19 protein-coding genes are annotated in these 22099 nt (G+C 51.4%); 9 read left to right on the top strand and 10 right to left on the bottom strand.

Features of this window, described 5'->3' with window-relative positions; translation table 11 throughout:
- Positions 1–17: 17 nt before the first annotated feature.
- Positions 18–1202, bottom strand: a complete 1185-nt coding sequence (mdoC, locus tag ACLBVC_RS01035; protein ID WP_410147588.1) for a glucans biosynthesis protein MdoC — start codon at positions 1200–1202, stop codon at positions 18–20.
- A gap of 330 nt (positions 1203–1532) precedes the next feature.
- On the opposite strand from mdoC, the gene ACLBVC_RS01030 reads away from it, so the two are divergent.
- From ACLBVC_RS01030 to ACLBVC_RS01020, 3 genes are all read left to right on the top strand, one after another.
- Positions 1533–3068: a glucan biosynthesis protein G gene (locus ACLBVC_RS01030; RefSeq protein ID WP_410147586.1), complete on the top strand. Its 1536-nt coding sequence runs from the start codon at positions 1533–1535 to the stop codon at positions 3066–3068.
- Positions 3061–5643, top strand: a complete 2583-nt coding sequence (mdoH, locus tag ACLBVC_RS01025) for a glucans biosynthesis glucosyltransferase MdoH (protein WP_410147584.1) — start codon at positions 3061–3063, stop codon at positions 5641–5643. Before ACLBVC_RS01030 ends, mdoH begins: the two co-directional genes overlap by 8 nt.
- A 242-nt stretch (positions 5644–5885) precedes the next feature.
- Positions 5886–6131, top strand: a complete 246-nt coding sequence (locus ACLBVC_RS01020; RefSeq protein WP_410147582.1) for a YceK/YidQ family lipoprotein — start codon at positions 5886–5888, stop codon at positions 6129–6131.
- A gap of 15 nt (positions 6132–6146) precedes the next feature.
- On the opposite strand, the gene ACLBVC_RS01015 is transcribed toward ACLBVC_RS01020, so the two are convergent.
- Positions 6147–6554 carry a MysB family protein gene (locus ACLBVC_RS01015; protein WP_410147580.1) on the bottom strand — a complete coding sequence of 136 codons (408 nt, stop codon included), beginning with the start codon at positions 6552–6554 and terminating at the stop codon, positions 6147–6149.
- A gap of 226 nt (positions 6555–6780) precedes the next feature.
- On the opposite strand from ACLBVC_RS01015, the gene ACLBVC_RS01010 reads away from it, so the two are divergent.
- Both ACLBVC_RS01010 and ACLBVC_RS01005 read left to right on the top strand, forming a co-directional pair.
- Positions 6781–7179, top strand: coding sequence for a VOC family protein (locus ACLBVC_RS01010; protein ID WP_410147578.1), 399 nt, complete (start codon positions 6781–6783; stop codon positions 7177–7179).
- A 131-nt stretch (positions 7180–7310) separates the two neighbouring features.
- Positions 7311–7667: a hypothetical protein gene (locus tag ACLBVC_RS01005; RefSeq protein ID WP_410147576.1), complete on the top strand. Its 357-nt coding sequence runs from the start codon at positions 7311–7313 to the stop codon at positions 7665–7667.
- Positions 7668–7691: 24 nt separating this feature from the next.
- On the opposite strand, the gene mdtG is transcribed toward ACLBVC_RS01005, so the two are convergent.
- The 4 genes from mdtG to ACLBVC_RS00985 all read right to left on the bottom strand — a co-directional run bounded on the left by mdtG (position 7692) and on the right by ACLBVC_RS00985 (position 12234).
- Positions 7692–8924, bottom strand: coding sequence for a multidrug efflux MFS transporter MdtG (mdtG, locus tag ACLBVC_RS01000; protein ID WP_410147575.1), 1233 nt, complete (start codon positions 8922–8924; stop codon positions 7692–7694).
- 293 nt (positions 8925–9217) lie between these two features.
- Positions 9218–9652 carry a DoxX family protein gene (locus tag ACLBVC_RS00995; RefSeq protein WP_195822837.1) on the bottom strand — a complete coding sequence of 145 codons (435 nt, stop codon included), beginning with the start codon at positions 9650–9652 and terminating at the stop codon, positions 9218–9220.
- A 198-nt stretch (positions 9653–9850) separates the two neighbouring features.
- On the bottom strand, positions 9851–10786 hold the full coding sequence (locus tag ACLBVC_RS00990; RefSeq protein ID WP_410147574.1) for a Kdo(2)-lipid IV(A) acyltransferase: 936 nt from the start codon (positions 10784–10786) through the stop codon (positions 9851–9853).
- A 350-nt stretch (positions 10787–11136) separates the two neighbouring features.
- Positions 11137–12234: an NADH:flavin oxidoreductase/NADH oxidase gene (locus ACLBVC_RS00985; RefSeq protein WP_410147573.1), complete on the bottom strand. Its 1098-nt coding sequence runs from the start codon at positions 12232–12234 to the stop codon at positions 11137–11139.
- 231 nt (positions 12235–12465) lie between these two features.
- Between ACLBVC_RS00985 and trhO the strand changes: the two genes are divergently transcribed.
- Positions 12466–13521: an oxygen-dependent tRNA uridine(34) hydroxylase TrhO gene (gene trhO / locus ACLBVC_RS00980; RefSeq protein ID WP_410147572.1), complete on the top strand. Its 1056-nt coding sequence runs from the start codon at positions 12466–12468 to the stop codon at positions 13519–13521.
- A gap of 71 nt (positions 13522–13592) precedes the next feature.
- Here trhO and ACLBVC_RS00975 read toward each other — a convergent pair whose 3' ends face one another.
- Complete coding sequence (locus tag ACLBVC_RS00975; RefSeq protein ID WP_101077223.1) at positions 13593–14171, bottom strand: YceI family protein; 579 nt, start codon at positions 14169–14171, stop codon at positions 13593–13595.
- 46 nt (positions 14172–14217) lie between these two features.
- The gene (locus ACLBVC_RS00970; RefSeq protein ID WP_410147571.1) at positions 14218–14763 is read right to left on the bottom strand and encodes a cytochrome b; all 546 of its coding nucleotides are present in this window, start codon (positions 14761–14763) and stop codon (positions 14218–14220) included.
- Between the two features lie 553 nt (positions 14764–15316).
- On the opposite strand from ACLBVC_RS00970, the gene ACLBVC_RS00965 reads away from it, so the two are divergent.
- Genes ACLBVC_RS00965 through ACLBVC_RS00955 form a run of 3 tightly spaced genes read left to right on the top strand, consistent with a single transcriptional unit; the run spans position 15317 to position 20632 of the window.
- Complete coding sequence (locus ACLBVC_RS00965) at positions 15317–16459, top strand: efflux RND transporter periplasmic adaptor subunit (protein ID WP_410147570.1); 1143 nt, start codon at positions 15317–15319, stop codon at positions 16457–16459.
- 9 nt (positions 16460–16468) lie between these two features.
- Positions 16469–19564 carry an efflux RND transporter permease subunit gene (locus tag ACLBVC_RS00960; RefSeq protein WP_410147569.1) on the top strand — a complete coding sequence of 1032 codons (3096 nt, stop codon included), beginning with the start codon at positions 16469–16471 and terminating at the stop codon, positions 19562–19564.
- A 27-nt stretch (positions 19565–19591) separates the two neighbouring features.
- Entirely contained in the window at positions 19592–20632 is a 1041-nt protein-coding gene (locus ACLBVC_RS00955; RefSeq protein WP_410147567.1) for an AI-2E family transporter, read from the top strand.
- Here ACLBVC_RS00955 and ACLBVC_RS00950 read toward each other — a convergent pair.
- Entirely contained in the window at positions 20629–21093 is a 465-nt protein-coding gene (locus ACLBVC_RS00950; RefSeq protein WP_410147565.1) for a MarR family winged helix-turn-helix transcriptional regulator, read from the bottom strand. The two genes, ACLBVC_RS00955 and ACLBVC_RS00950, sit on opposite strands and share 4 nt — an antisense overlap.
- A 170-nt stretch (positions 21094–21263) precedes the next feature.
- Positions 21264–21992 carry a LuxR C-terminal-related transcriptional regulator gene (locus ACLBVC_RS00945; RefSeq protein ID WP_410147564.1) on the bottom strand — a complete coding sequence of 243 codons (729 nt, stop codon included), beginning with the start codon at positions 21990–21992 and terminating at the stop codon, positions 21264–21266.
- Positions 21993–22099 lie beyond the last annotated feature (107 nt).

Genomic DNA, 22099 nt, shown 5'->3' with positions numbered 1-22099 from the left:
TTGCGCCACCTGAACCGTCAGGACGCCTGATTCTGCGGTGGCGTGGCGTCCGATGAATCCTTTTTCGTCGGATGCTGCGGTTTACCCGAGAACAGGAATCGCAGAATCGGAATACGTTTGTGTACTTCGTACAGGATAAACGCAATGCCGAATACAAATACCAGACCCAGCCAGAAGCCCAGCCAGTCGCTGTGGATCTTAGGCGTGATAAATGCCCCGTAAATCAGCGTTAACGGGTGGTGAATCAGATAGATAAACAGCGACGAGTTCACCAGATACGTGATCCACGGTGCCTGGAAATTGAGGAGATAATGGCTGAATGAGAACACCACGTTAACCATCAGGATCCCCAGCAGGGTGGTGATGATGGCGTCGATTTCCATCGAGTACAGCTGCGGAGTATTTACGTGCTGATTAAACATGTAAGCAGCGAACAGGAAGATACTCACCACGCCGGCGGTTGCTGAAGGCTTCAGGAACAGCTCTTTCAACCAGGAGAATTTATAAGCAAACGCGCCGATGATGAAAAATGGCAGATAAAACAATGTCTGCATCACGACGAAATTAAACGCACCGTTAGAAAGTAAGTTAGGTGCAAAAAGATACAACCCACGGTTAAACGCGGCATAAATTAAGCCGATAAATAAAAAAACAATTGAGAGTTTTCCTAACGTGTTTGTCCGGCTTTTTATTAATTGAATGCGACTAGTCTTAATTTCTTTAATAAATTTGAAGAGGTAAAAACAAATACTGGTCAGAATAACTAACGTTAACAGGAACCATAAATGGGACACTAATTCCCAGACGGTAATGTTAATCTTTTGATAGAAATCCATATTTCCCCAGTCTGAGAATTTATTGGTGAATTTCATCAGGAAATAGAGTTGTGGGATGGTGATCAACGGGAAGGCCGCCACCAGCGGGATGGCAACCCTCTCCAGGCGCACCTTGAGCCACTGGTGTGAGTCGTAGCGCTCATACAGCATATAAGAAAAATACCCGGAGATGACAAAGAAAACCTGCATCCGGAAGGCATGGATAATATCATTGAAAATTGTCAGGCCGTGCGAAGGCACCGCACTGTTTACCGCCCAGATATGACTGGAGTAAATCAATGATATATGGAAAGGAATACCCAGCAGCATCAAATATGCGCGGATAGAGTCCAGGAAAAACTCACGTTGTGGTTTTTGTGGTTTCATTACGTATCCGTTGTATGTGGCTCATCCTAATTTTAGAGCGTAGTTTGTCTTAAGAGGTAATTTCTCAGGTAACCAAAAATGACAGTCGTTGACATTAGTTTAGTTTCTCACCTTAAAACATGCATTGTTATAGGACAAGTTTCCATAGCCGGAGTTTCAACGAATTGATATCCTTGTACCCTGTTGCGCTTAAACGGTTCATCAATGGCTGAACCATCGACTGCTCAAGTTGTCGGAAACCTGACACTTCCCATAAAATAGTTACAGTAAATGATTGAAGCGCGCATAGGAGACAAAGTGTCGGATAAAAATTTTTCCATAGGGTCACGTATGATCAAAGTCCGTTTGCTAAGTGCCGCAGTGTTGATGACCATGTTCACCTCATCTGCCTGGGCTTTTTCTATAGATGATGTTGCCAAACAAGCGAAGGCATTAGCCGATAAAGGTTACGAAGCGCCGAAAAGCAATCTTCCGTCTCAATTCCGCGATCTTAAATTCGCAGATTACCAACAAATTCAATTCAATCATGACAAAGCGTATTGGAAAAACCTGAATACGCCTTTCAAGCTTGAGTTCTACCATCAGGGGATGTACTTCGACACTCCGGTAAAAATCAACGAAGTGACGGCAGACTCCGTCAAAGAAATCAAATATAGCCCGGACTACTTTAACTTTGGCAACGTTAAGCATGACGCTGACTCTGTCAAAAACCTTGGTTTTGCTGGCTTCAAAGTGCTTTATCCGATCAATAAAGCAGACAAAGATGATGAAATTATGAGTGTGCTGGGTGCCAGCTACTTCCGCGTCATCGGTAAAGGCCAGGTTTATGGCTTGTCTGCCCGTGGTCTGGCGATCGACACCGCGCTGGCTTCCGGCGAAGAATTCCCGCGTTTCCGCGAGTTCTGGATTGAACGTCCAAATCCAGACGAAAAACATTTAGTCATTTATGCCTTGCTCGATTCGCCGCGTGCGACCGGTGCTTATCGTCTGGATGTGTATCCGGGCAAAGAAGCGACCGTTGACGTGCAGTCACAAGTTTATCTGCGTGACAAAGTCGGCAAACTGGGCATCGCACCGCTGACCAGCATGTTCTTGTTTGGGCCAAATCAGCCTTCTCCGGTGATGAACTATCGTCCGGCGTTGCATGATTCCAACGGTCTGTCTATCCATGCCGGTAACGGTGAATGGATCTGGCGTCCGCTGAACAATCCGAAACACCTTGCTGTCAGCCAGTTCTCTATGGAGAACCCGAAAGGCTTCGGTCTGCTGCAACGTGGTCGCAGCTTCTCTAACTTTGAAGATCTCGACGATCGTTACGATCTGCGTCCGAGCGGCTGGGTTGAAACCAAAGGCGACTGGGGTAAAGGTAAAGTTGAGCTGGTGGAAATTCCAACCGCTGATGAAACCAACGACAACATCGTTGCGTTCTGGACACCGGAACAATTGCCGGATGCCGGTAAACCGCTGAGCCTGAACTATCGTCTGCATTTCACCCGTGAAGAAGAAAAATTACATTCTCCTGATCTGGCGTGGGTTGAACGTACCATGCGTTCTACCGGCGATGTGAAACAGTCGAATCTGATCCGTGAACCAGACGGCAGCGTGGCTTTCCTGGTTGATTTTGTCGGTCCAAATCTGAAAGCCCTGAAAAGCGACACTCCGGTGGCGTCTCAGGTCAGCGTGGGTGACAACGGTGAACTGGTTGAAAACACTGTCCGCTATAATCCGGTAACCAAAGGCTGGCGTCTGACGCTGCGCCTGAAAGTGAAAGATCCGAAGAAGGCGATCGAAATGCGTGCTTCTCTGGCTAATGGCGATAAAACACTGAGTGAAACCTGGAGCTATCAGCTGCCTGCAAATGAATAAGTCAACGCACTCTACTCATGATTATGTAGAAGCTTTGCCGCTTACTGATGACCAGAAAGCGGCGCTCACTCAGCAGCTTCCCGCTGAAGATGAGCAGGCTTTTGCTACCGTACATCACCGCTTAGGCGGTGATGTGATAGCCTCTGCTAATGCCCCTGAACCGGATGCACCTTTGCTCTCGGTGAAAGCGCGCGTCGGCGCAAGCTGGCCGGATGCGCTGGCCAACGGTTCTCTGGACGAAGTGGACAACGAAGGGCGCACCATCGCCAGCGCAATGCCGCCGGTGAAGCGTTCAAGTATGTTCCCGGATGTCTGGCGTACCAACCCGGTAGGGCGTTTCTGGGATAACCTGATGGGGCGCAGCGCGGCTTCCCGTCATACCGTTGCCGATATGCCCGAGTCTGAAAAGCGCTGGCGTCATGCCGGTTCGGTTCGTCGTTATGTCCTGCTGGTTCTGATGCTGGTACAGACGGCGATCGCAACCTGGTACATGAAAACCATCCTGCCTTATCAAGGCTGGGCGCTGATCGACCCCGCAGATATGTTGAATCAGGACTGGTTGCAGTCGGTTCTGCAATTGCTGCCGTATGTGTTGCAGACCGGGATTCTGGTGTTGTTTGCCATTCTGTTCTGTTGGGTTTCTGCCGGTTTCTGGACCGCGCTGATGGGCTTTTTACAATTACTTATCGGGCGCGACAAATACAGCATCACCGCCTCGACGAAGGGCGATGAGCCGCTGAACCCCAATAACCGTACTGCGCTGATCATGCCGATTTGTAACGAAGACGTGGAACGCGTTTTCGCGGGTCTGCGTGCCACTTACGAATCCGTAAAAGCTACCGGTGATTTAGATCAGTTTGATATCTACGTGCTGAGTGACAGCTACGATCCGGATATCTGTGTGGCTGAACAGAAAGCCTGGATGGAAGTGTGCCGCGATGTAGACGGTCATGGCCGTATCTTCTATCGCCGTCGCCGTCGCCGTGTGAAGCGTAAAAGCGGAAACATTGATGACTGGTGCCGTCGCTGGGGCGGGGAATATGCCTACATGGTTATTCTCGATGCGGACAGCGTCATGAGCGGCGAATGTCTGACCGGTCTGGCACGTCTGATGGATGCGAACCCGAACGCCGGTATTATTCAGTCTGCGCCAAAAGCGTCGGGCATGGATACGCTGTATGCGCGTTGCCAGCAGTTTGCGACCCGTGTTTACGGCCCGCTGTTTACCGCCGGTCTGCATTTCTGGCAGTTGGGTGAATCCCACTACTGGGGGCACAACGCCATTATCCGCGTGAAACCGTTCATCGAGCACTGTGCGCTTGCGCCGTTGCCGGGTGAAGGTTCATTTGCCGGTTCCATCATGTCTCACGACTTTGTGGAAGCTGCGCTGATGCGCCGTGCGGGCTGGGGTGTGTGGATTGCTTACGATCTGCCGGGCAGCTATGAAGAATTACCGCCAAACCTGCTTGACGAGCTGAAACGCGACCGTCGCTGGTGTCACGGTAACCTGATGAACTTCCGCCTGTTCCTGGTTAAAGGCATGCACCCGGTTCACCGTGCGGTCTTCCTGACCGGCGTTATGTCCTATCTTTCTGCGCCGCTGTGGTTTACGTTCCTTGCATTATCCACGGCATTGCAGGTGGTACATACGCTGATGGAACCGACTTACTTCCTGCAACCGCGTCAGTTGTTCCCGGTATGGCCACAATGGCGTCCTGAGCTGGCAATTGCCCTGTTCTCGACAACAATGGTTCTGCTGTTCCTGCCAAAACTGCTGAGTATCGTCCTGATCTGGGCGAAGGGAGCGAAGCAATTTGGTGGTGCATTCCGTCTGCTGGTTTCCATGTTCCTGGAAATGCTGTTCTCGGTGCTGCTGGCGCCGGTGCGTATGTTGTTCCACACCGTTTTCGTGGTCAGCGCATTCCTGGGCTGGGAAGTGGTCTGGAACTCTCCGCAGCGTGATGATGATGACACGCCGTGGGGCGAAGCATTTAAACGCCATGGTTCGCAGCTTCTGCTCGGTGCCGTCTGGGCTGCCGGTATGGCATGGCTGGACTTGCGCTTCCTGTGGTGGCTGGCGCCAATCGTCTTCTCTCTGATCCTGTCACCGATTGTTTCGGTTCTTTCTAGCCGTGCAACGCTGGGGATTAAGAGTAAGAAAGCCAAACTGTTCCTGATCCCGGAAGAATACGATCCGCCGCGCGAGCTGGTCGCGACTGAGGAATACCTGGCGCTGAACCGTGAACGTAAGCTGCAAAACGGCTTTATGCATGCGGTGTTTGATCCGGGCTTCAACGCACTGGCTACGGCGATGGCGACATCCCGTCACCTGTTGCGTGAAACTGTAGAAAACGGCCGTCGCGCGCGTCTGGAACAGGCTCTGAAAACCGGGCCAAAAGATTTAGGCAAAGCTGACCGTCTGGTCTTGCTGAGCGACCCGGTGCTGATGGCGCGTTTACACTCCGCTGTGTGGACGCAACCCGATCAGCAGGCGTGGGGTGCTTACTACGACCAGCTTCCACGTAACGTGCAGGCTTTCCCTGTGACGCAGACGCTGGAAGTTAAACCCGCCTGAGTTAACTAGTGGACTGAAAAGGGCAGTATGTGAAAACATGCTGCCCTTTTTATTTTATTTCTTCACGATCACAGACCCGCACAGAACATCACGCCGCAAAGACAATAGGTGACTCTCAGGCCCGCAGCGTTTAAAGTTTTACGTCCCCTTAACATCAGGGAACATGACGCGTGTGATATTCTGAGCGCGCTGTTCAGCGCTTAAAAAGAGCTTCTTTTGATTTGAATCGACAGGTTGAGTAAGTGATTAATCGCGTAATTTTTCGTGGATGTGTACTGGCGCTACTGGCTACCGTGCTGACAGGTTGCGGCAGCATTATCAGCCGCACGGTGCCGGGGCAGGGGCATGGCAACCAGTATTATCCCGGCGTGCAGTGGGATTTACGTGACAGCCCGTGGCGGTATGTCACTGTTATCGATGTTCCGCTGTCCATGATTGTTGATACCTTCATGTTGCCGATTGACGCCCGCCACGGGCCTTATGAATAAATCTGTTTTAAACGTTTAGTCGATATCCCGGCCCGGATAATCGTCCTCGTCATCCCACTCTTCGGCGGCGGCTTCGCCTTCTTCCGTATCCAGCTGCGGCTCATGCTGGAATTCACCTTCATCCCATTCATAAAGCGTCGCTTCTTCCTGCCATTCTTCTTCGAGTTCGATCTGATCATAATCTTCGTCAAAGATAGCTTGCGCGGCCGCGCCACTGCGGAACGTCAGCGCTTCGATGGCGTCGCCTTCATCGCTGAGAAATTCTGCCTGCCACATTACATCGCCATCCTGCATGATGTATTTTTGCAGGTTGAACTGATCCGGAACGGGTTCTTCATCGTTCTGAACTCTTTCCTGTGCGGCTTCGAGAAATTCTTCGCGGGCGGCATCAATAGCTTCTTCAAGCGTTGCGTACATGCTCATTGTTGTCTCCTGAGTTGAATGAGGGGAAATAGTCAATAGTCTTGATAGTAAATAGCGTTAGGAATGAAGAAGTAACAGCCATCTGACAGTGAAAACTCTGATTAAATGATTGTTGTCGATAACTGACAGGATGCAAGTTTTGAGATGAAAAAACAGGTCGCCTTTCTTCTGCTATTCTCTGAGTCTTAATGCCGGAGCACGGTAAATTGAAGGAGTTATGGTGGCTATGGTTTCACGAAATGCGGTGCTGAGAGTTGCCCGTCCGACCGATAATCTGGAACGGATTGCGGCGATGTACAGTCAGGGACTGGGCTTTGAGGTGATTGGTAGTTTCAGCGATCATCATAATTTTGATGGCGTTCTGATCGGCCATCCGCATCATCACTATCACCTGGAATTTACACATCACCACGGAACAACCGTCGGGCGGGCGCCGACGCAGGATAACCTGCTGGTTTTTTATATCCCGGAGCCTGTGCAATGGCAGGTACAGTGCGACGCAATGCTACAAGCCGGGTTTATTGCCGTTCCTTCGTACAATCCGTACTGGGATGAAAATGGTCAAACGTTCGAAGATTTAGACGGTTATCGCGTGGTGCTGGCTTCACGTGACTGGACCGTGTAGAGAGAAATGTCAGAAGAGCTTCAGCTTTGCAAAGAGGGCGGTGGCAGAGGGTAAAAGTTTAGCAAACCATCAGTCCGGGGAAGAATTGGCGGGTAGAGTGGCGGTGAACTTTCAAGAATAAGGTTACTGCTATGAATATGCTTTCCCGTACTTTGCTTATGCCGCTGTGTGGTCTTGGTTTGTTTTTCAGCGTCGCCGGTATGGCGGCTGACAGCACGCATCCGCAACCGTTGATGGAACACCCGCACGGTATGCCGCCATTCGACCATGAAGGCATGCTCCCTCCGCCACCGGTGATGATGGGCCTCTGCCATCCGGGCGCATTATTCTGTGCGAGCGTGGCCAGCGATAATCCAACGGAAACGATTCAGAAACTGACTTCGGTGCTTCCTGCGACATCGGCGGGCAAACATTATGAAGTCCGTCTGGCGGTAGTTGAAGTACCAGACCACCTGCCGGTGCCTCCGCAGGCGGAAAAAGCTAAGTAAGGCATTTCAACATGCTGGCTGGCATTAATCGACCATCGCCTGATGCGGCCGGCGTTGCAGACACCACCAGGAATACACGGCGTTAAAAAGAACCACCAGCGCCGTGACGCAAAATACTGTACGGAATCCGTAGCTTGCCGAAACCGCCGCACCCAGCAGAGGGCCGGTGACATTTCCGACATCACGGAAAGACTGGTTATAGCTGAAGACCCTTCCCGCCACCTGATTGGTGCAGTTATAGATCAGCAGCGTTTGCACCGCAGGGAGCAACGCACCGTCGGTCGCCCCGAGCAGGAAACGTAAAATGCCCAACTGAAGCGGCGTTTGCACGAATGCCATCGGGATCAGCAGGAGGACCGATAGCCCCATCATGGCCACCAAAATCCTTTCAGGCCCGATTCTGTCCCCCAGTTTCCCCAGCCTCGGCGCACTCATCAGCGCCGCCACGCCGGGCACCGACGCAATCATCCCGCTGATAAACGCCAGATTTGCGGTGTTGTCCGCCAGTTCGCGCACGTAAAGCGTGAGTATCGGCGCAATCGAACCGGTCGCCACCTGAATAATCATCGTGGTGACAAACAGGCAAAGCACCAACTTAGGATTTTTCAGCGAAGCAAAAACCTGCTTGCGGTTTAGCATGTCTTTCTTGTTCACAGGAACAAATTGTTCACGGATACAGTACAGCGTCATCACAAAACAGAGGAAAAGTACGGCTGCAGTAATGAAGAACACCGGCCGTAAACCATAGTTATCAGCCAGTAACCCGCCGACCAGCGGGCCAAGCAGTGCGCCGCTGACGCCACCTGTGGAGAGTGTCCCCAGCGCCCAGCCGCTTTTATTGCGGGGAATTTGTGTGGCAATCAGCGCATTGGCATTCGGCACAAAGCCGCCGAGCAAACCCAGCAGCGCGCGAAGAACTAAGAATTGCCAGATGTTTTGCGCAAAGCCCATGAGCATCATGACAATCGCCATGCCCAGCGCCGAGCGCAGCAGCATGATTTTGCGGCCTTTACGGTCAGCCAGCCCGCCCCAGAAGGGTGAAGCAATCGCGGAAAACAGGAAGGTAATGCTGAAAACCAGACCCGACCACATGTTCAGGGATTCGTGGCCGGTGACACCCAGAGTTTCGACGTAAAGCGGCAGGAAGGGCATGATCAGGCTGAACGCGGCACCGGTGAGGAAGCAGCCAATCCAGGCGACGTACAGATTTCGTTTCCAGTTTATGGGTTCTGGTGCGTTTTCAGATGCCGAAGTCATAAATTACCGAAAAAAAAGGTCAGATTCGCTCTGGAATGACCGATGGGAACAAGGCAGAGCACAAGTAACAATCAATTGGCTGGATAATTATGCGCCTAATTATCATCCACTTCAATGATGTTAATAAACTGTAACAACGAAAGTAAAATACCGTTTTATCGCGGCGGGCGTGATGAAGAAGATCAACTGAGGGGACGAAAGTGCAAAAAAAAAACGGCCAACGATGAGGCTGGCCGCGACAGACACAGAATTAAAATACAAACCAAAAGACAGACACAGCAATAAAACAGGGTTTAACGCAGGGCTGCGTTTTTCATCACAGAATAACGGCCGCTGCCCAGGAACATAATCACCAGGCCGCCAAAGAAATACAATGCTTCACCTTCCAGACCCCATGCGCCGACATCGGTCACGGTGAAGAATTTACCGGCAACCACCAGCAGAACTGCCACTAAAATGTTGAATGCCATCACCAGCGCGGCAGGGCGGGTAAAGATGCCCAGAATGATCAGAACCGGTGCAATCACTTCACCGATGTATGCGCCATAAGCGATGAATCCCGGTAAGCCAGCGGCCTGCAACATTTTGGCAATCCAGCCCACGCCATTTTCCATTTTCGCTACACCGTGGAATAAAATCAAAATCCCGAAAGTGAGACGCAACAGCAACTTACCAAAGTCAGGATGATCGGTAACGCGGGTAAAAGCAGTGTTCAGTTTAGCCAACATGATGTATTCCTTTTGAAGGTCACAAAGTGGCCACGCGGCTCTCAAGAAGTGTGGGAGTAATCACGTGGAGAAATCATGGGGAGAGTATTGGCCTAAACGCGCTGGGATAAAATCTGATAACTTTGAAGAAGTCTGTCAAAAAAACTGTCGAAGCAAATCAAAAAACCGGTTCAGGATGCGCTGAACCGGCCTTTAAGTTTATTCGCTGAGGGCTTTGTACAGCGAAGGCTCGCCCTGCGGACGCGTTTTGAAGCGGCGATGCAGCCACATGTATTGCTCCGGCGCCTGACGGATTTCGTCTTCTACCACTTTGTTCATGTACGTGGCGGCAACCACTTCATCATCCAGCGGGAAATCAGCGACCTGCGGATGAATAATCATCTCGTAGCCTTTTCCGCCAGCCAGACGGCGCGGTGTAAATGGAATAATGGCCGGTTTGCCCATTCGTGCCAGCAGATAGGTGCCGGTGGTTGTCGCGGCTTTATCCACGGCAAAGAAGGGCACAAAGACGCTGGCACGCGGGCCGTAGTCGTGATCCGGCGCGTACCAGATAATGTCGCCCTGTTTCAGGCTGCGGATCATCCCTTTGAGGTCTTTGCGATCCAGCATCCCTTTATTTGAACGCATGCGGCCTTTGGTCTGGATCCAGTCCATCAGCTTATTGTCATGCGGGCGATAAACGCCGACGCCTGGATTATGAATACCGAAAATACGCGCACCCAGTTCCAGCGTCAGGAAATGAACGCCAATCAGCAACACGCCTTGTTTGTTATCACGGGCGCGCTGAATGTGTTCCAGACCGCTGACTTTAAACCAGCGTTCAATACGCCAGTCAGGCCAGAACCACGCCATGCCGGTTTCAAATAAACCCATGCCGACCGATTCGAAATTTTTAACGACCATGTCTTCCCGCTGTTCCGGGTGCATATCGGGAAAACACAGTTCGATATTACGCTGGGCGATTTTGTAGCGACGTTTCAGAAAGCGCATTGAAAAGCGCCCAAGCCCGGTACCGATGCGGTAAATGACCGGATATGGCAATAATACCAGCGCGTACAACAATCCCAGACCTATCCAGGTGATCCAGTAGCGTGGATGCAATAACGAACGATTAAAGGTAGGTACCTGAGTCATAGAATCTCTGCGTCAGTGGATCGAAGTAGAAAGTTTATAAGCTCTGTCTAATGCAGCAGCCCGCTACAGAAATACGTCCACATTCCGATATGGAGCGCGTGTTATCCGTTATTTTTTGTAGCAAAGTGACATATTGTGGCACTTTTTTGGTATCAGGTGAAAATTCACGGCACTAATACCTCATTTAACTTATGGACTGCATGAATGAAAAACAATGTGATTTATTTGTGAACAGTTCAGCTGTTTTCTCCATGCGTCTTCGAATCAAATATCCGCAGAGAACGGCTTTTTGTCAATGAAACGGACAGCCCGGGGGCTGTCCGTGATCACGTTTAGTCAACTGCCCGGGATTATTCCGGCAGGAATAATCCTTTCACGCTGTGAGGTTCGCTGCGCCAGTACTGTTTCGGTGCATAAACTTTTGCCCCGAGTTTTGCAGCGGCGTGCCATGGCCAGCGTGGGTTATACAAAATACCGCGTGCCAGTGCGATCATATCCGCCTGTCCGGTGCCGACAATGGCTTCCGCCTGTTCCGGTTCAGTGATTAAGCCCACGGCGATCACCGGCATTTTGACGTGCTGTTTGATGCTGTCGGCGAATGGCACCTGATAATTTGGCCCTACGGCGATTTTCTGATGCTGGCTCAGGCCGCCGCTGGACACATGAATATAACTGCAACCCAGCTTATCCAGTGCTTTGGCGAGTTCGATGGATTGCTCCAGATCCCAACCGCCTTCTACCCAGTCGGTGGCGGAGATGCGCACGCCGATAGGTTTATCCGCCGGGAAGGCCGCGCGAATTTCCTGGAAGATTTCCAGCAGCAGGCGCATACGATTTTCCAGAGAACCGCCGTACTGATCGGTACGCTGGTTGGAAAGCGGAGACAGGAACTGGTGCAGGAGATAACCGTGCGCACCGTGCAGTTCCAGCAGATCAAATCCGAGGCGGTCGGCACGTCGTACGCTATCCACGTACGCTTTTTTCAGTTCGCTGATACGTTCAGCAGTAAGCGCCGCGGGCGCTTCCGTTCCTTCGGCAAACGGAATAGCGGAAGGTGCGACGGTTTGCCAGCCACCGGCGGACTGAGAAATTTGCGCGCCGCCTTTCCACGGTGCGGCGTGAGAGGCTTTGCGTCCTGCGTGGCCGAGCTGTAAACCGAGAGGAATATTGCTGTTTTCGCGCAGGCCGTCGATCAGTCCTTTCAACGCAGCTTCGGTTTCATCATCCCACAGCCCTAAATCCTGCGCTGAAATACGCCCGACGGCTTCCACCGCTGTGGCTTCGAGGATCAGCAGACCGGCGCCGGAAAATGACAATTGCCCGAGATGCGCGTGGTGCCACGAAGTCGCTTTCCCCTCGTCGGAGGAATACTGGCACATTGGTGCGATAACAATGCGGTTAGGGAGCATCAGGCTGCCCAAAGAAATTGGTTCGAAAAGCTTGCTCATGTTTCTTGCCCCTTAAGAAATCAGTGTGGTGGATAGATCACAAGTATGGATAACATCTGAGAATAGGTTACCGTATTTAGTGAAAGGGCAAGGTGCAGCAGGTGTTTTACTTGTGATGAATTTGCAACGGAAGATGTCGTTCGTGTTGCTTTAATGTATAATCTTGCCGCTTCAAAAGTAGCTTATTGGTTTCCAATAGTTAAATCCCCCTGAAAGACAGGAACGTACACCATGCCAGTGTTACATAACCGTATTTCTAACGAGGAACTCAGAGCGCGCATGTTGGCTGAGAGCGAGCCGCGCACGACTGTTTCTTTTTATAAGTATTTTCAGCTCGAAGATCCGAAAGCTTTTCGCGATGCCCTGTATATCAGCCTGACACGCCTGAATGTGTTTGGCCGTATTTACGTGGCAAAAGAAGGGATTAACGCGCAGATCAGCGTTCCGCAAAGCCAGTTTGACGCGTTCAAAACCGAGCTATTTTCCAGCCATCCTGCGCTGGATAACATCCGCCTGAACGTGGCGCTGGAAGATGACGGCAGATCCTTCTGGGTTCTGCGTCTGAAAGTGCGTGACCGTATTGTGGCGGACGGCATCGATGATGAGTCGTTTGACCCGTCGAATATCGGCGAGTATCTGAAAGCCGAACAGGTCAACGCCATGATTGACGACCCGGACACGCTGTTTGTCGATATGCGTAACCACTACGAATATGAAGTGGGGCATTTCGATAAAGCGATTGAAGTCCCGTCTGACACTTTCCGCGATCAGCTGCCAATGGCCGTTGATATGCTGAAAGAAGACAAAGACAAGAAAATCGTCATGTATTGCACCGGCGGTATTCGCTGTGAAAAAGCCAGCGCCTACATGCTGCATAACGGTTTTAAAAACGTATATCACGTGGAAGGTGGCATTATCGAATATGCTCGCCGTGCGAAAGAGCAGGGTTTGCCGGTTAAATTCAAAGGCAAAAACTTTGTCTTTGATGAGCGCATGGGCGAACGCATTTCTGACGATGTGATTGCGCATTGTCACCAGTGTGGCGCGGCATGCGATAACCATACCAACTGTAAAAATGATGGCTGCCATTTGCTGTTCATTCAGTGTCCAAGCTGTGCGGCGAAGTTCGAGGGGTGTTGCAGCGAAATCTGTATGACTGAGCTGAAACTGCCGGTTGAAGAACAGCGTGCGCTGCGCGCTGGCCGTGAAAATGGGATTAAGATTTTCAACAAGTCCAAAGGACTGTTGCAAACAACCATGCACATTCCGGCTCCGGAAAACGACTGAGCTTTTGAGCAGTCGTAAAAAAGGCCCTGACGGTTTGATATCGTCAGGGCCTTTTGTTTTGGCGATGCGGATTACTTCTCCTGCACGCCTTCCACGGATATGATCAGCTCGACATCCTGCGATGCAGGGCCGAGATCGGTGGTAATCCCGTAGTCCTTCAGCGCAATCGTGCCTGCGGCTTCAAACCCGGCGCGATAACCGCCCCACGGATCCTTACCCTGACCCAGCAATTTAGCCTGCAAGGTTAAAGGTTTCGTCACGCCATTCAGGGTGAAATCACCGGTAACGGCCAGGTTATCACCCTCTTTTTTCACCGACGTGGATTTAAATGTGGCCTGCGGATGCTTGCTCACATTGAGGAATTCCGCGCTGCGCAGATGTTTATCACGCTCGGCATGGTTCGTGAACACGCTGGTGGTATTGATGGTCACGTTCACTTTATCCGCTGCCGGGTCTTTCTCGTCAAAGGTAAAGCCGCCGTCAAAATCGTTAAAACTGCCATAAAGCCAGCTGTAGCCCAGATGCTTGATGCGGAACTCAATAAAAGCGTGCTGTCCTTCTTTGTCGATTTTGTAATTCGCCGCACTTGCGGTGCCTGCGGCCAGCAACAGGGATGCCAGTGTCAGGCCCAGAGTGGTTTTTTTCAGCATGGTTATTCTCCATTTATCCATTAAGTGAATCGCAAGGTGAAACAGTTCAGCGCCCCAGCATGCGTGTCAGCGTGCTGTCGCGGTCGATGAAATGATGTTTGAGTGCGGCCAGCGCGTGGAACGCAGAGATAATTACAATTCCCCACGCCATCCACAGATGTACGGTGCCGGCGATATCCGCCTGTTGCTCCAGCCCAAACAGGGTGGCCGGAATGTCAAACCAGCCGAAAACGCTGACCGGCTGGCCTTCTGCGGTCGAAATGAGATAGCCGCTGAGCAGGATCCCGAACAGACCGGCAAAAAGCAGAACATGCGCGAGCCACGCCCCGAGCCGGGTTTTGGCACTGTAGCTGGCCAGCGGTTTTGGTGGCGGCGAAATAAAGCGCCAGGCCAGCCGGAATACCATGGCCGCGAAAACCAGCACGCCAATGCTTTTATGAATTTCCGGCGCGCGGTGATACCAGGTGTCGTAATAGCCCAGCCCCACCATCCACAATCCCAGCGCGAAAAGTCCGTAAACGGCCAGCGCAACAATCCAGTGGATCAGAATTGAAATATGCCCGAAGCGCAAAGTCGTATTTTTCCAAAACATAATTTGGTTGCTCATCGTGAGAGTTATTTTTTGGAAAATAAACATTTGGAAACATTCTGGCAAACTATTATTTTCAAAATAGCCAATTAATTTAACTTGTTCATTATTTTTGAATTGATTGAGGTTATCTTGTTCAGCTTATTCGTTTTTGAATAGACGGGCAGGTTGGTGTAGTTACAAACCCAGTTGCTATGCGGGTTTGTCAGGTTTTGTCATAGACGGTAAAGATTGCTTTATTACTAAAAATTTGAGTAAAAAAATAATTTCATCCGTGATTGTTATTTTTGGAAGGTTGTTAAATAAAAAACGTTATCTGATTTACGGATTAAGTCTCGTCTGAATATTAATTCTAAATATTTCTTAAATATAACGTAAAGAAATCTCAGGATATTACGCAAACTGATCGGGATCAGTTTATAGAAAGTCATCACCTCTATAATCACCGAAAATTCTGATTAGGAATTTTTTTATCTACTAAAATGGATATTAGCCGGTGCGTGCACTTTCCTGACCCAACAGAACCGGCATCCGACCTGACACGGAGAGTGACACTATGTTTCCTGCAATATGCCGTCATGCAGTTTTATCCCCGCTGCTGGCCCTGTTTTTATTTCTTCCGGTTGTCGTGAATGCGCAATTTGTTCCGACGGTGACGACATCGACTATCGCAACGCAAACTGATGGCGTCAGCCGCACTTATCTCGGCCGCCTTGAAGCTGTTCAGGCGGTGAATGTTGTCAGCCGCACGGAAGGTTTTATTTCCAGGAGAGCTTTCCAGGAAGGTCAGCTGGTTAAAGAAGGGGATGTCCTTTACGAAATCGACCCCGGACTGCATCACTCCGCAGTCGCGCAAGCGAAAGCTCAGCTCGACAGTGCGAACGCCACGGCCCGACATGCGCAGACACACCTGAACCGTATTCAGCGTCTGGGCGATGCACGGACGGTCAGCCAGTCGGATGTCGATACTGCACTTGCTGCGCGTGATACTGCCCGTGCCGCCGTCGCGCAGGCTCAGGCCGCGCTGAAAACTCAGGAATTACAGCTGAGCTTTACCCGCATTACGGCACCTATTTCCGGGCGCATTGGCGTGAGCCATTATCACACCGGCAGTCTGGTGAATCCGGCGAGCGGCGCGCTGACTGAAATTGTTCAGCTCGATCCAGTTCGTGTGGTGATTTCAGTTAACGAACGCGATGTGCTCAGTGCCAGCCAGAGCAGCGGTTCGCTTGAGGACGCTTTCGCGGCGGATAATATGACGCTTTCGCTGCGTTTATCAGATGGTTCGCCGTACCTGAAAACACCGAAGTTTGAATCCCTGGGAAACCGCATTGATACGCAAACCGGCACGTTGCCCGTCAGGCTGACCGTTGAGAATCCGGATCACCGTTTGTTGCCGGGTGGCTCCGTTAATGTGCTGGCCGCACCACGCTCCGGACAGAAACTTCCGGTTCTGCCAGCCGCGGCTTTACAGCAGGACACCACCGGCCACTTTGTTTTGCTGGTGAATGCTGAGCAGCAGGTTGAGAAACGGCCAGTTCGCCTGGATGCGCAGACCGGACAGGGATATTTTGTTCTGGAAGGTTTGCAGGGAGGAGAAAAAGTGGTCACCGAAGGGCTGCAATGGATCCAGCCAGGAATGAAAGTGAATACGCGCGACGCCTTGGGTGTTCCTGCGACGCCGGCAAAGAAAGGTTAAGGAATAACGATGCTCGAGCAATTCATTAAAAGACCGCGCTTTGCGATGGTCATCGCGCTGGTCACGGCGCTGATTGGTGCCGTGGCACTCAAGGTGATCCCGGTGGAACAATATCCGGACATCACGCCACCCGTCGTCTCTGTCAGCGCGATTTACCCCGGCGCCAGTGCGCGTGACGTCGCAGAATCTGTTGCCGCGCCCATTGAAGCGCAGGTTAACGGCGTCAGCAACATGCTCTATATGTCGTCGAACAGCGGCAATAACGGCAGTTACTCGCTGACGATCACCTTTGCCAGCGGAACGGATCCTGATACTGCGGCGGTTGAAGTGCAAAACCGTATCTCTCAGGTCAGTTCTCAACTCCCGCCGGAAGTGCTGAGTTCCGGCGTTTCCGTGCGTAAGCAGGCATCCAATATTTTACTCGGGATCAGCCTGTTATCCCCGAAACATACCCACGACATGCTGTTTATCAGCAATTTCGCCAGCATTCAGCTGCGCGATGCTTTAGCGCGTATTGACGGCGTCGGCGACGTCCGCGTGTTTGGTTCCCGTGACTACAGCATGCGAATCTGGCTAGACCCGCGCAAGATGGAAGCGCTGGATGTCAGCAGCATGGAAATCAGTTCGGCAATCCAGAGCCAGAATGTACAGGCGGCGGCCGGTCAGATTGGCGCTTCGCCAAGTCCGTCCCTGCAGCAACAAACGCTGACCATCAGCGGGGCCGGACGTCTGAGTACACCGGAAGAGTTCGGCAATATTATTGTGCGCAAAAATGCCAACGGCGGGACGGTGCGTTTGCATGACGTCGCGCGTATAGAACTGGGTGCGCAGGATTATCAGGTCAACGCCACGCTGAATCAGACGCCGTCCGCCTTCCTGTCAGTTTATCCTGCACCGGGTGCCAATGCGCTGAATGTGGCGAATGCGGTGCGCGCGGAAATGGAACGTCAGGCGAGTTATTTCCCAGACGACCTGACCTATGAAATCAAATTCGACTCCACACGGTTTGTCAGCGCGACGCTGGATGAAATCGTTGTTTCTTTGGTGCTGACGTTCATCGTCGTTCTGACCATTGTTTTCCTGTTCCTGCAAAGTTTGCGCGCGACGTTCATTGTTGCGCTGACCATTCCCGTCTCTTTGCTCGGCACTTTTGCCGTGCTCTACATCTTTGGTTATTCGGCCAATACACTGAGTCTGTTCGCTATTATTCTGGCGCTGACGGTCGTGGTCGATGATGCGATTGTCGTGGTCGAAAATGTCGAACGGCTGATGGTAGAAGACCCGTCGCTCGGGCGAGTAGCCGCAACCCGTCTGGCACTGAAACAAATTGCCGGACCGGTTATTGCCACTACCGTGGTTCTGCTGGCGGTATTCGTGCCGATTGCCGTGCTGCCGGGGATTACCGGTGCGCTGTACCGTCAGTTTGCGGTGACGCTTTCTGCGTCGGTGGTGCTTTCCAGTATTAACGCATTAACGCTGACTCCGGCGCTGTGCGCAACATTGCTCAAGCCCCGTCAGGAGAAACCTGCACGCTTCTTCCAGCTTTTTAATAACGGGCTGGACAGCATGCGCGATACCTATGTCAAAGCCGCACGTGGGATCAGCAAAAATGTGCTGACCAGTATTGTGAGCGTGATTGTGATCGCCGGTTTGTGCGCATGGGGTTACAGCAGTTTGCCGAAATCTTTCCTGCCAGATGAAGATCAGGGCTATTTCTTCGTGAATGTGCAGTTACCGGACGGCGCTTCCCTTAACCGTACCGATACGGTTCTCGGACAGATGAAGGCGATCCTCGGGAAAGATGATGCGGTTGAAGATGTCATCGCGATCAGCGGATTCAGCCTGCTGAGCGGCGGGAGTTCACCGAATTCAGCCTTTGGTATTGTTTTGCTGAAACCCTGGGGTGAGCGCAGCAGTGTGGATCAGGTCATCGGACGGTTACAACCGGCGATGGCGGGCATTCCTTCTGCGATGATTATGGCGATAAACCCGCCAGCCATTTCCGGGCTGGGTACTGCGTCCGGGCTGGATTTGCGCTTACAGGCATTACGCGGACAATCACCGCAGGAGCTGGCGGCGACCGGACAGGCGCTGATTCAGGCGGCCAATCAGGATCCGCAGCTGAGCCGTGTCTTCACGACATTCAGTGCGTCCGTTCCTGAAATTGCACTCAGCGTGGATCGCGATCGCGCCGCGCAATTGCAGGTACCGGTCAGCCGGATCTTCGGTACGTTGCAGACATCGCTCGGTGGGATTAACGTCAGCGATTTCATCATCAACAACCGTTTGTTCAACGTGCAGATGCAAAATGAGATGGAAGATCGCCAGCGTGCAGATCAAATCTCGACGCTGACCGTGCGCAGCGATAACGGTTCTCTGGTTAGTCTGGGGAAAATGGTCAGTCTGACGCCGTCTCTCGGCGCACCATTTATCACGCAATATAATCAGTTCCCGTCACTGGCGATCAGCGGCTCCGCTGCGCCGGGCGTGAGTTCAGGGGAGGCGATGACGCAAATGGAACATATCCTGAGCGAGAAACTGCCCGACGGTTATGGTTATCAGTGGACCGGGATGTCGTTGCAGGAAATTCAGGCGGGCGGTCAGGCTATTGTGATTTATGCCGCGGCGCTGCTTTTTGCCTATCTCTTCCTGGTCGCTCAATATGAAAGCTGGAGCATACCGCTGGTGGTGATGATTTCGGTGATCTTTGCGGTGTTTGGTGCTATCGGTGGCCTGCATCTGGCCGGGCTCAGCAACGACGTATATGCTCAGATTGGTATGGTGTTGTTAATCGGGCTGGCGGCGAAAAATGCCATACTGATTGTCGAGTTTTCGAAAGCCAGAAGGGAAGAGGGCGCAACCATCCGCGAAGCGGCGCAGGATGGTGCGAAGCAACGCTTCCGTGCCGTCATGATGACCGCGATCTCGTTCATTCTGGGCGTCTTACCGCTGGTACTGGCGACGGGTGCCGGTGCGATGAGCCGGCACATTATTGGCGTCACGGTATTTAGCGGAATGCTGTTGTCCACGACGGTAGGGATCTTGTTTATCCCGTCGCTGTATGTGCATATTCAGCGTCTGCGGGAATGGGTGAAATCCCGTTAAGAAACCGGGCAGCATCAGGAGGAAGATTTGCGTAAAACGATCGTGACGACTCAGGGACTGAAAATCGTCGTAATGATGGCGATGCTGGTGGTGATTTTCGCGGGAATTAAATCTGCGGCGGACATCATCGTGCCCTTCATTCTGGCGCTGTTTTTGGCTTTTGTTTTGAATCCGCTGATTGTGCTGTTGGGGAAATGTCGGGTGCCGCGCGCACTCGCCGTTTTGCTGGTGGCGACGCTGGTGATCTGCCTGATGGTTTTCATGACCACCAAACTGCTGGTGACGCTCAATGAATTTGCCCGCACGCTGCCGCAGTATCGCGGCCTGATCGTCGAAAAGCTCAGTTATCTCGAAGAACTGTCCGGGCAACGAGACCTGACGTTATCGCCTGAACAGCTGGCCAGCTATATCGACCCGGCAGCAACGTTGAACCTGGTCAGTAAACTCATCAGCTATCTATCTAACGCGATGGCAGGTTTGTTTCTGTTACTGATGACGGTAGCTTTTATGCTGCTCGAAGTGCCGCAGTTGCCGTATAAAATTGAACAGATGTCGGATGAACCGGGAAAGGGGATGGCAAACGTTCAGCGGGCGCTCGACAGCGTGACGCGTTATCTGGTGATCAAAACGTTAATCAGCGTGGTCACCGGGCTGGCGGTCTGGGCGCTGCTGGCAGCGACAGGGATCCGGTTTGCGTTTCTGTGGGGAATGCTGGCGTTTGCGCTGAATTACATTCCCAATATTGGTTCTTTTCTGGCGGCAATCCCGCCGATTATCCAGGCGTTCTTGTTCAACGGTTTCAGTGAAGGGATTGTTTTGGCAGGTGGATATGTGCTGATTAACCTTGTTTTTGGCAGCATCATCGACCCCAAAATTCTGGGGCGCGGGTTGGGGCTTTCGACGCTGGTGGTCTTTATGTCCCTGATTTTCTGGGGATGGTTGATGGGGCCGGTCGGAATGCTGCTCTCCGTGCCACTGACCATCGTGCTGAAAATAGCGCTAGAACCCACGGCGGCCGGGCATAAGATTGCCGTACTGCTGGGCGATGGCGCCGCTCAAAAACGCTAAAGCTTGTTTAACTCTTCAATGCGCACTGCACGCGTTTCAATACTTTGCAAAGAGTCCATGAGTTGCTGACGGGCCGGTAAATCCAGCCCGTCAAACAACCGGTCGATAGCATCCTGCTTCGGTTTTTTAGTCTGCTCTAACGCCTGTTTTCCGGCTTCCGTTAATTCCAGCAATTGTGAACGGCGATCTGTCGGATGACGACTGCGCACCAGTAAACCGTCCCTGTCCATGGCATCAATTGCATCGGTAATGGTTCGGGGAGATTGCTGAAGCACCAGAGCCAGTTCTGCGGGGCGGCAGGTACCTTCATGCGCGATGGCGGACAGTAGTTTTCCGCGAGCCAGGGATAGGCCCTGAGCGGACATTGCCGCGTCCACTTGTTTGCGCATCAGACGGATTACGGAAAGCAACGTTTCTGTAATTTCTGTTGGGGTGACATCTTCAGAAGCGGAGTGTTTCATTTTATGAGGCTGCTCAAGATAAGGCTGCTAATTTTAAGATTATTGTATGCCTCTGCCGGCAGAGTGCAACAGCCTAATCCGCTGATGTCTGAGTGCGTGAAACGTAATGGAAAAATAGGGAGGCAAGAATATAAAAATGCCCTGATTGTTCAGGGCATTATGTGAATGACTTAGCTGTGTGCTTTGTAAATCATTAACAGATCGTCTTTAATCTGGCGGCTAATCGGCGTCGCAGAAATGTCATCAATCGGCCAGAATAAATACTTGATCAGATTGTAAATAAAACAGAATTCCAGCCGGTTCCGGACTTTAATTTTCTGAGCCAGATGGCGCTTATGAACATACACGGTGCGGCTGCTGATATTTAATTTTCTGGCAATCCGGTAGTTCGGCATTTCTGACATCCAGTATCCCATCACCAGAATTTCCTGGTCGCTAAACAGGGTTCTTGGAATGCCGAAGTTATTTACCGGCATAAAGGATTCAGGGGCTGCGGCAATCTCTTGTAATAATTGCGTTAATGACTGTTTATTGAGAACGAAAACTTCGCGCGTGATAGCAATCGGTTCATCACTGTCCGGATAATTCGCATCGATATAACAGTATATTCTGGCGGTATGGCGGAAATCAAAGAAAGCCTTTAACTCCAATGATAATTCAGCATTATGACAATGCTGCGTCATATTCACGAGAATAACGTCAGGTTGAAATTCTGTCAGTGAATTGAGTGCTTGAGAAATATTCACAGTATCAATAATGTCGAGATTATTATTCTCAACAAGATAAGAGAAAATTCCTAACCGGGTGAATCCACAGGGTTCAATAATAGAGAGTTTCATTCGACGTCCTTGTTCAGGCGTATCATTTACGCGTGGAAACCACTCCTGTGATTTCTGCATCTAGCATAGATTTTTTTCTATAATGCTGTCAATTCGGAAATACCGGTCTATTGATCTCGTTCAAAGTGAAACTTAAAAATAACTCTTCACGGAAATAAAATGACAAC

This window comes from Rahnella selenatireducens, from assembly GCF_046449555.1.
Classification (GTDB): domain Bacteria; phylum Pseudomonadota; class Gammaproteobacteria; order Enterobacterales; family Enterobacteriaceae; genus Rahnella; species Rahnella selenatireducens.
The sequence above is the reverse complement of the archived record's forward strand: the minus strand, read 5'-3'. Positions and strand labels throughout refer to the sequence as shown.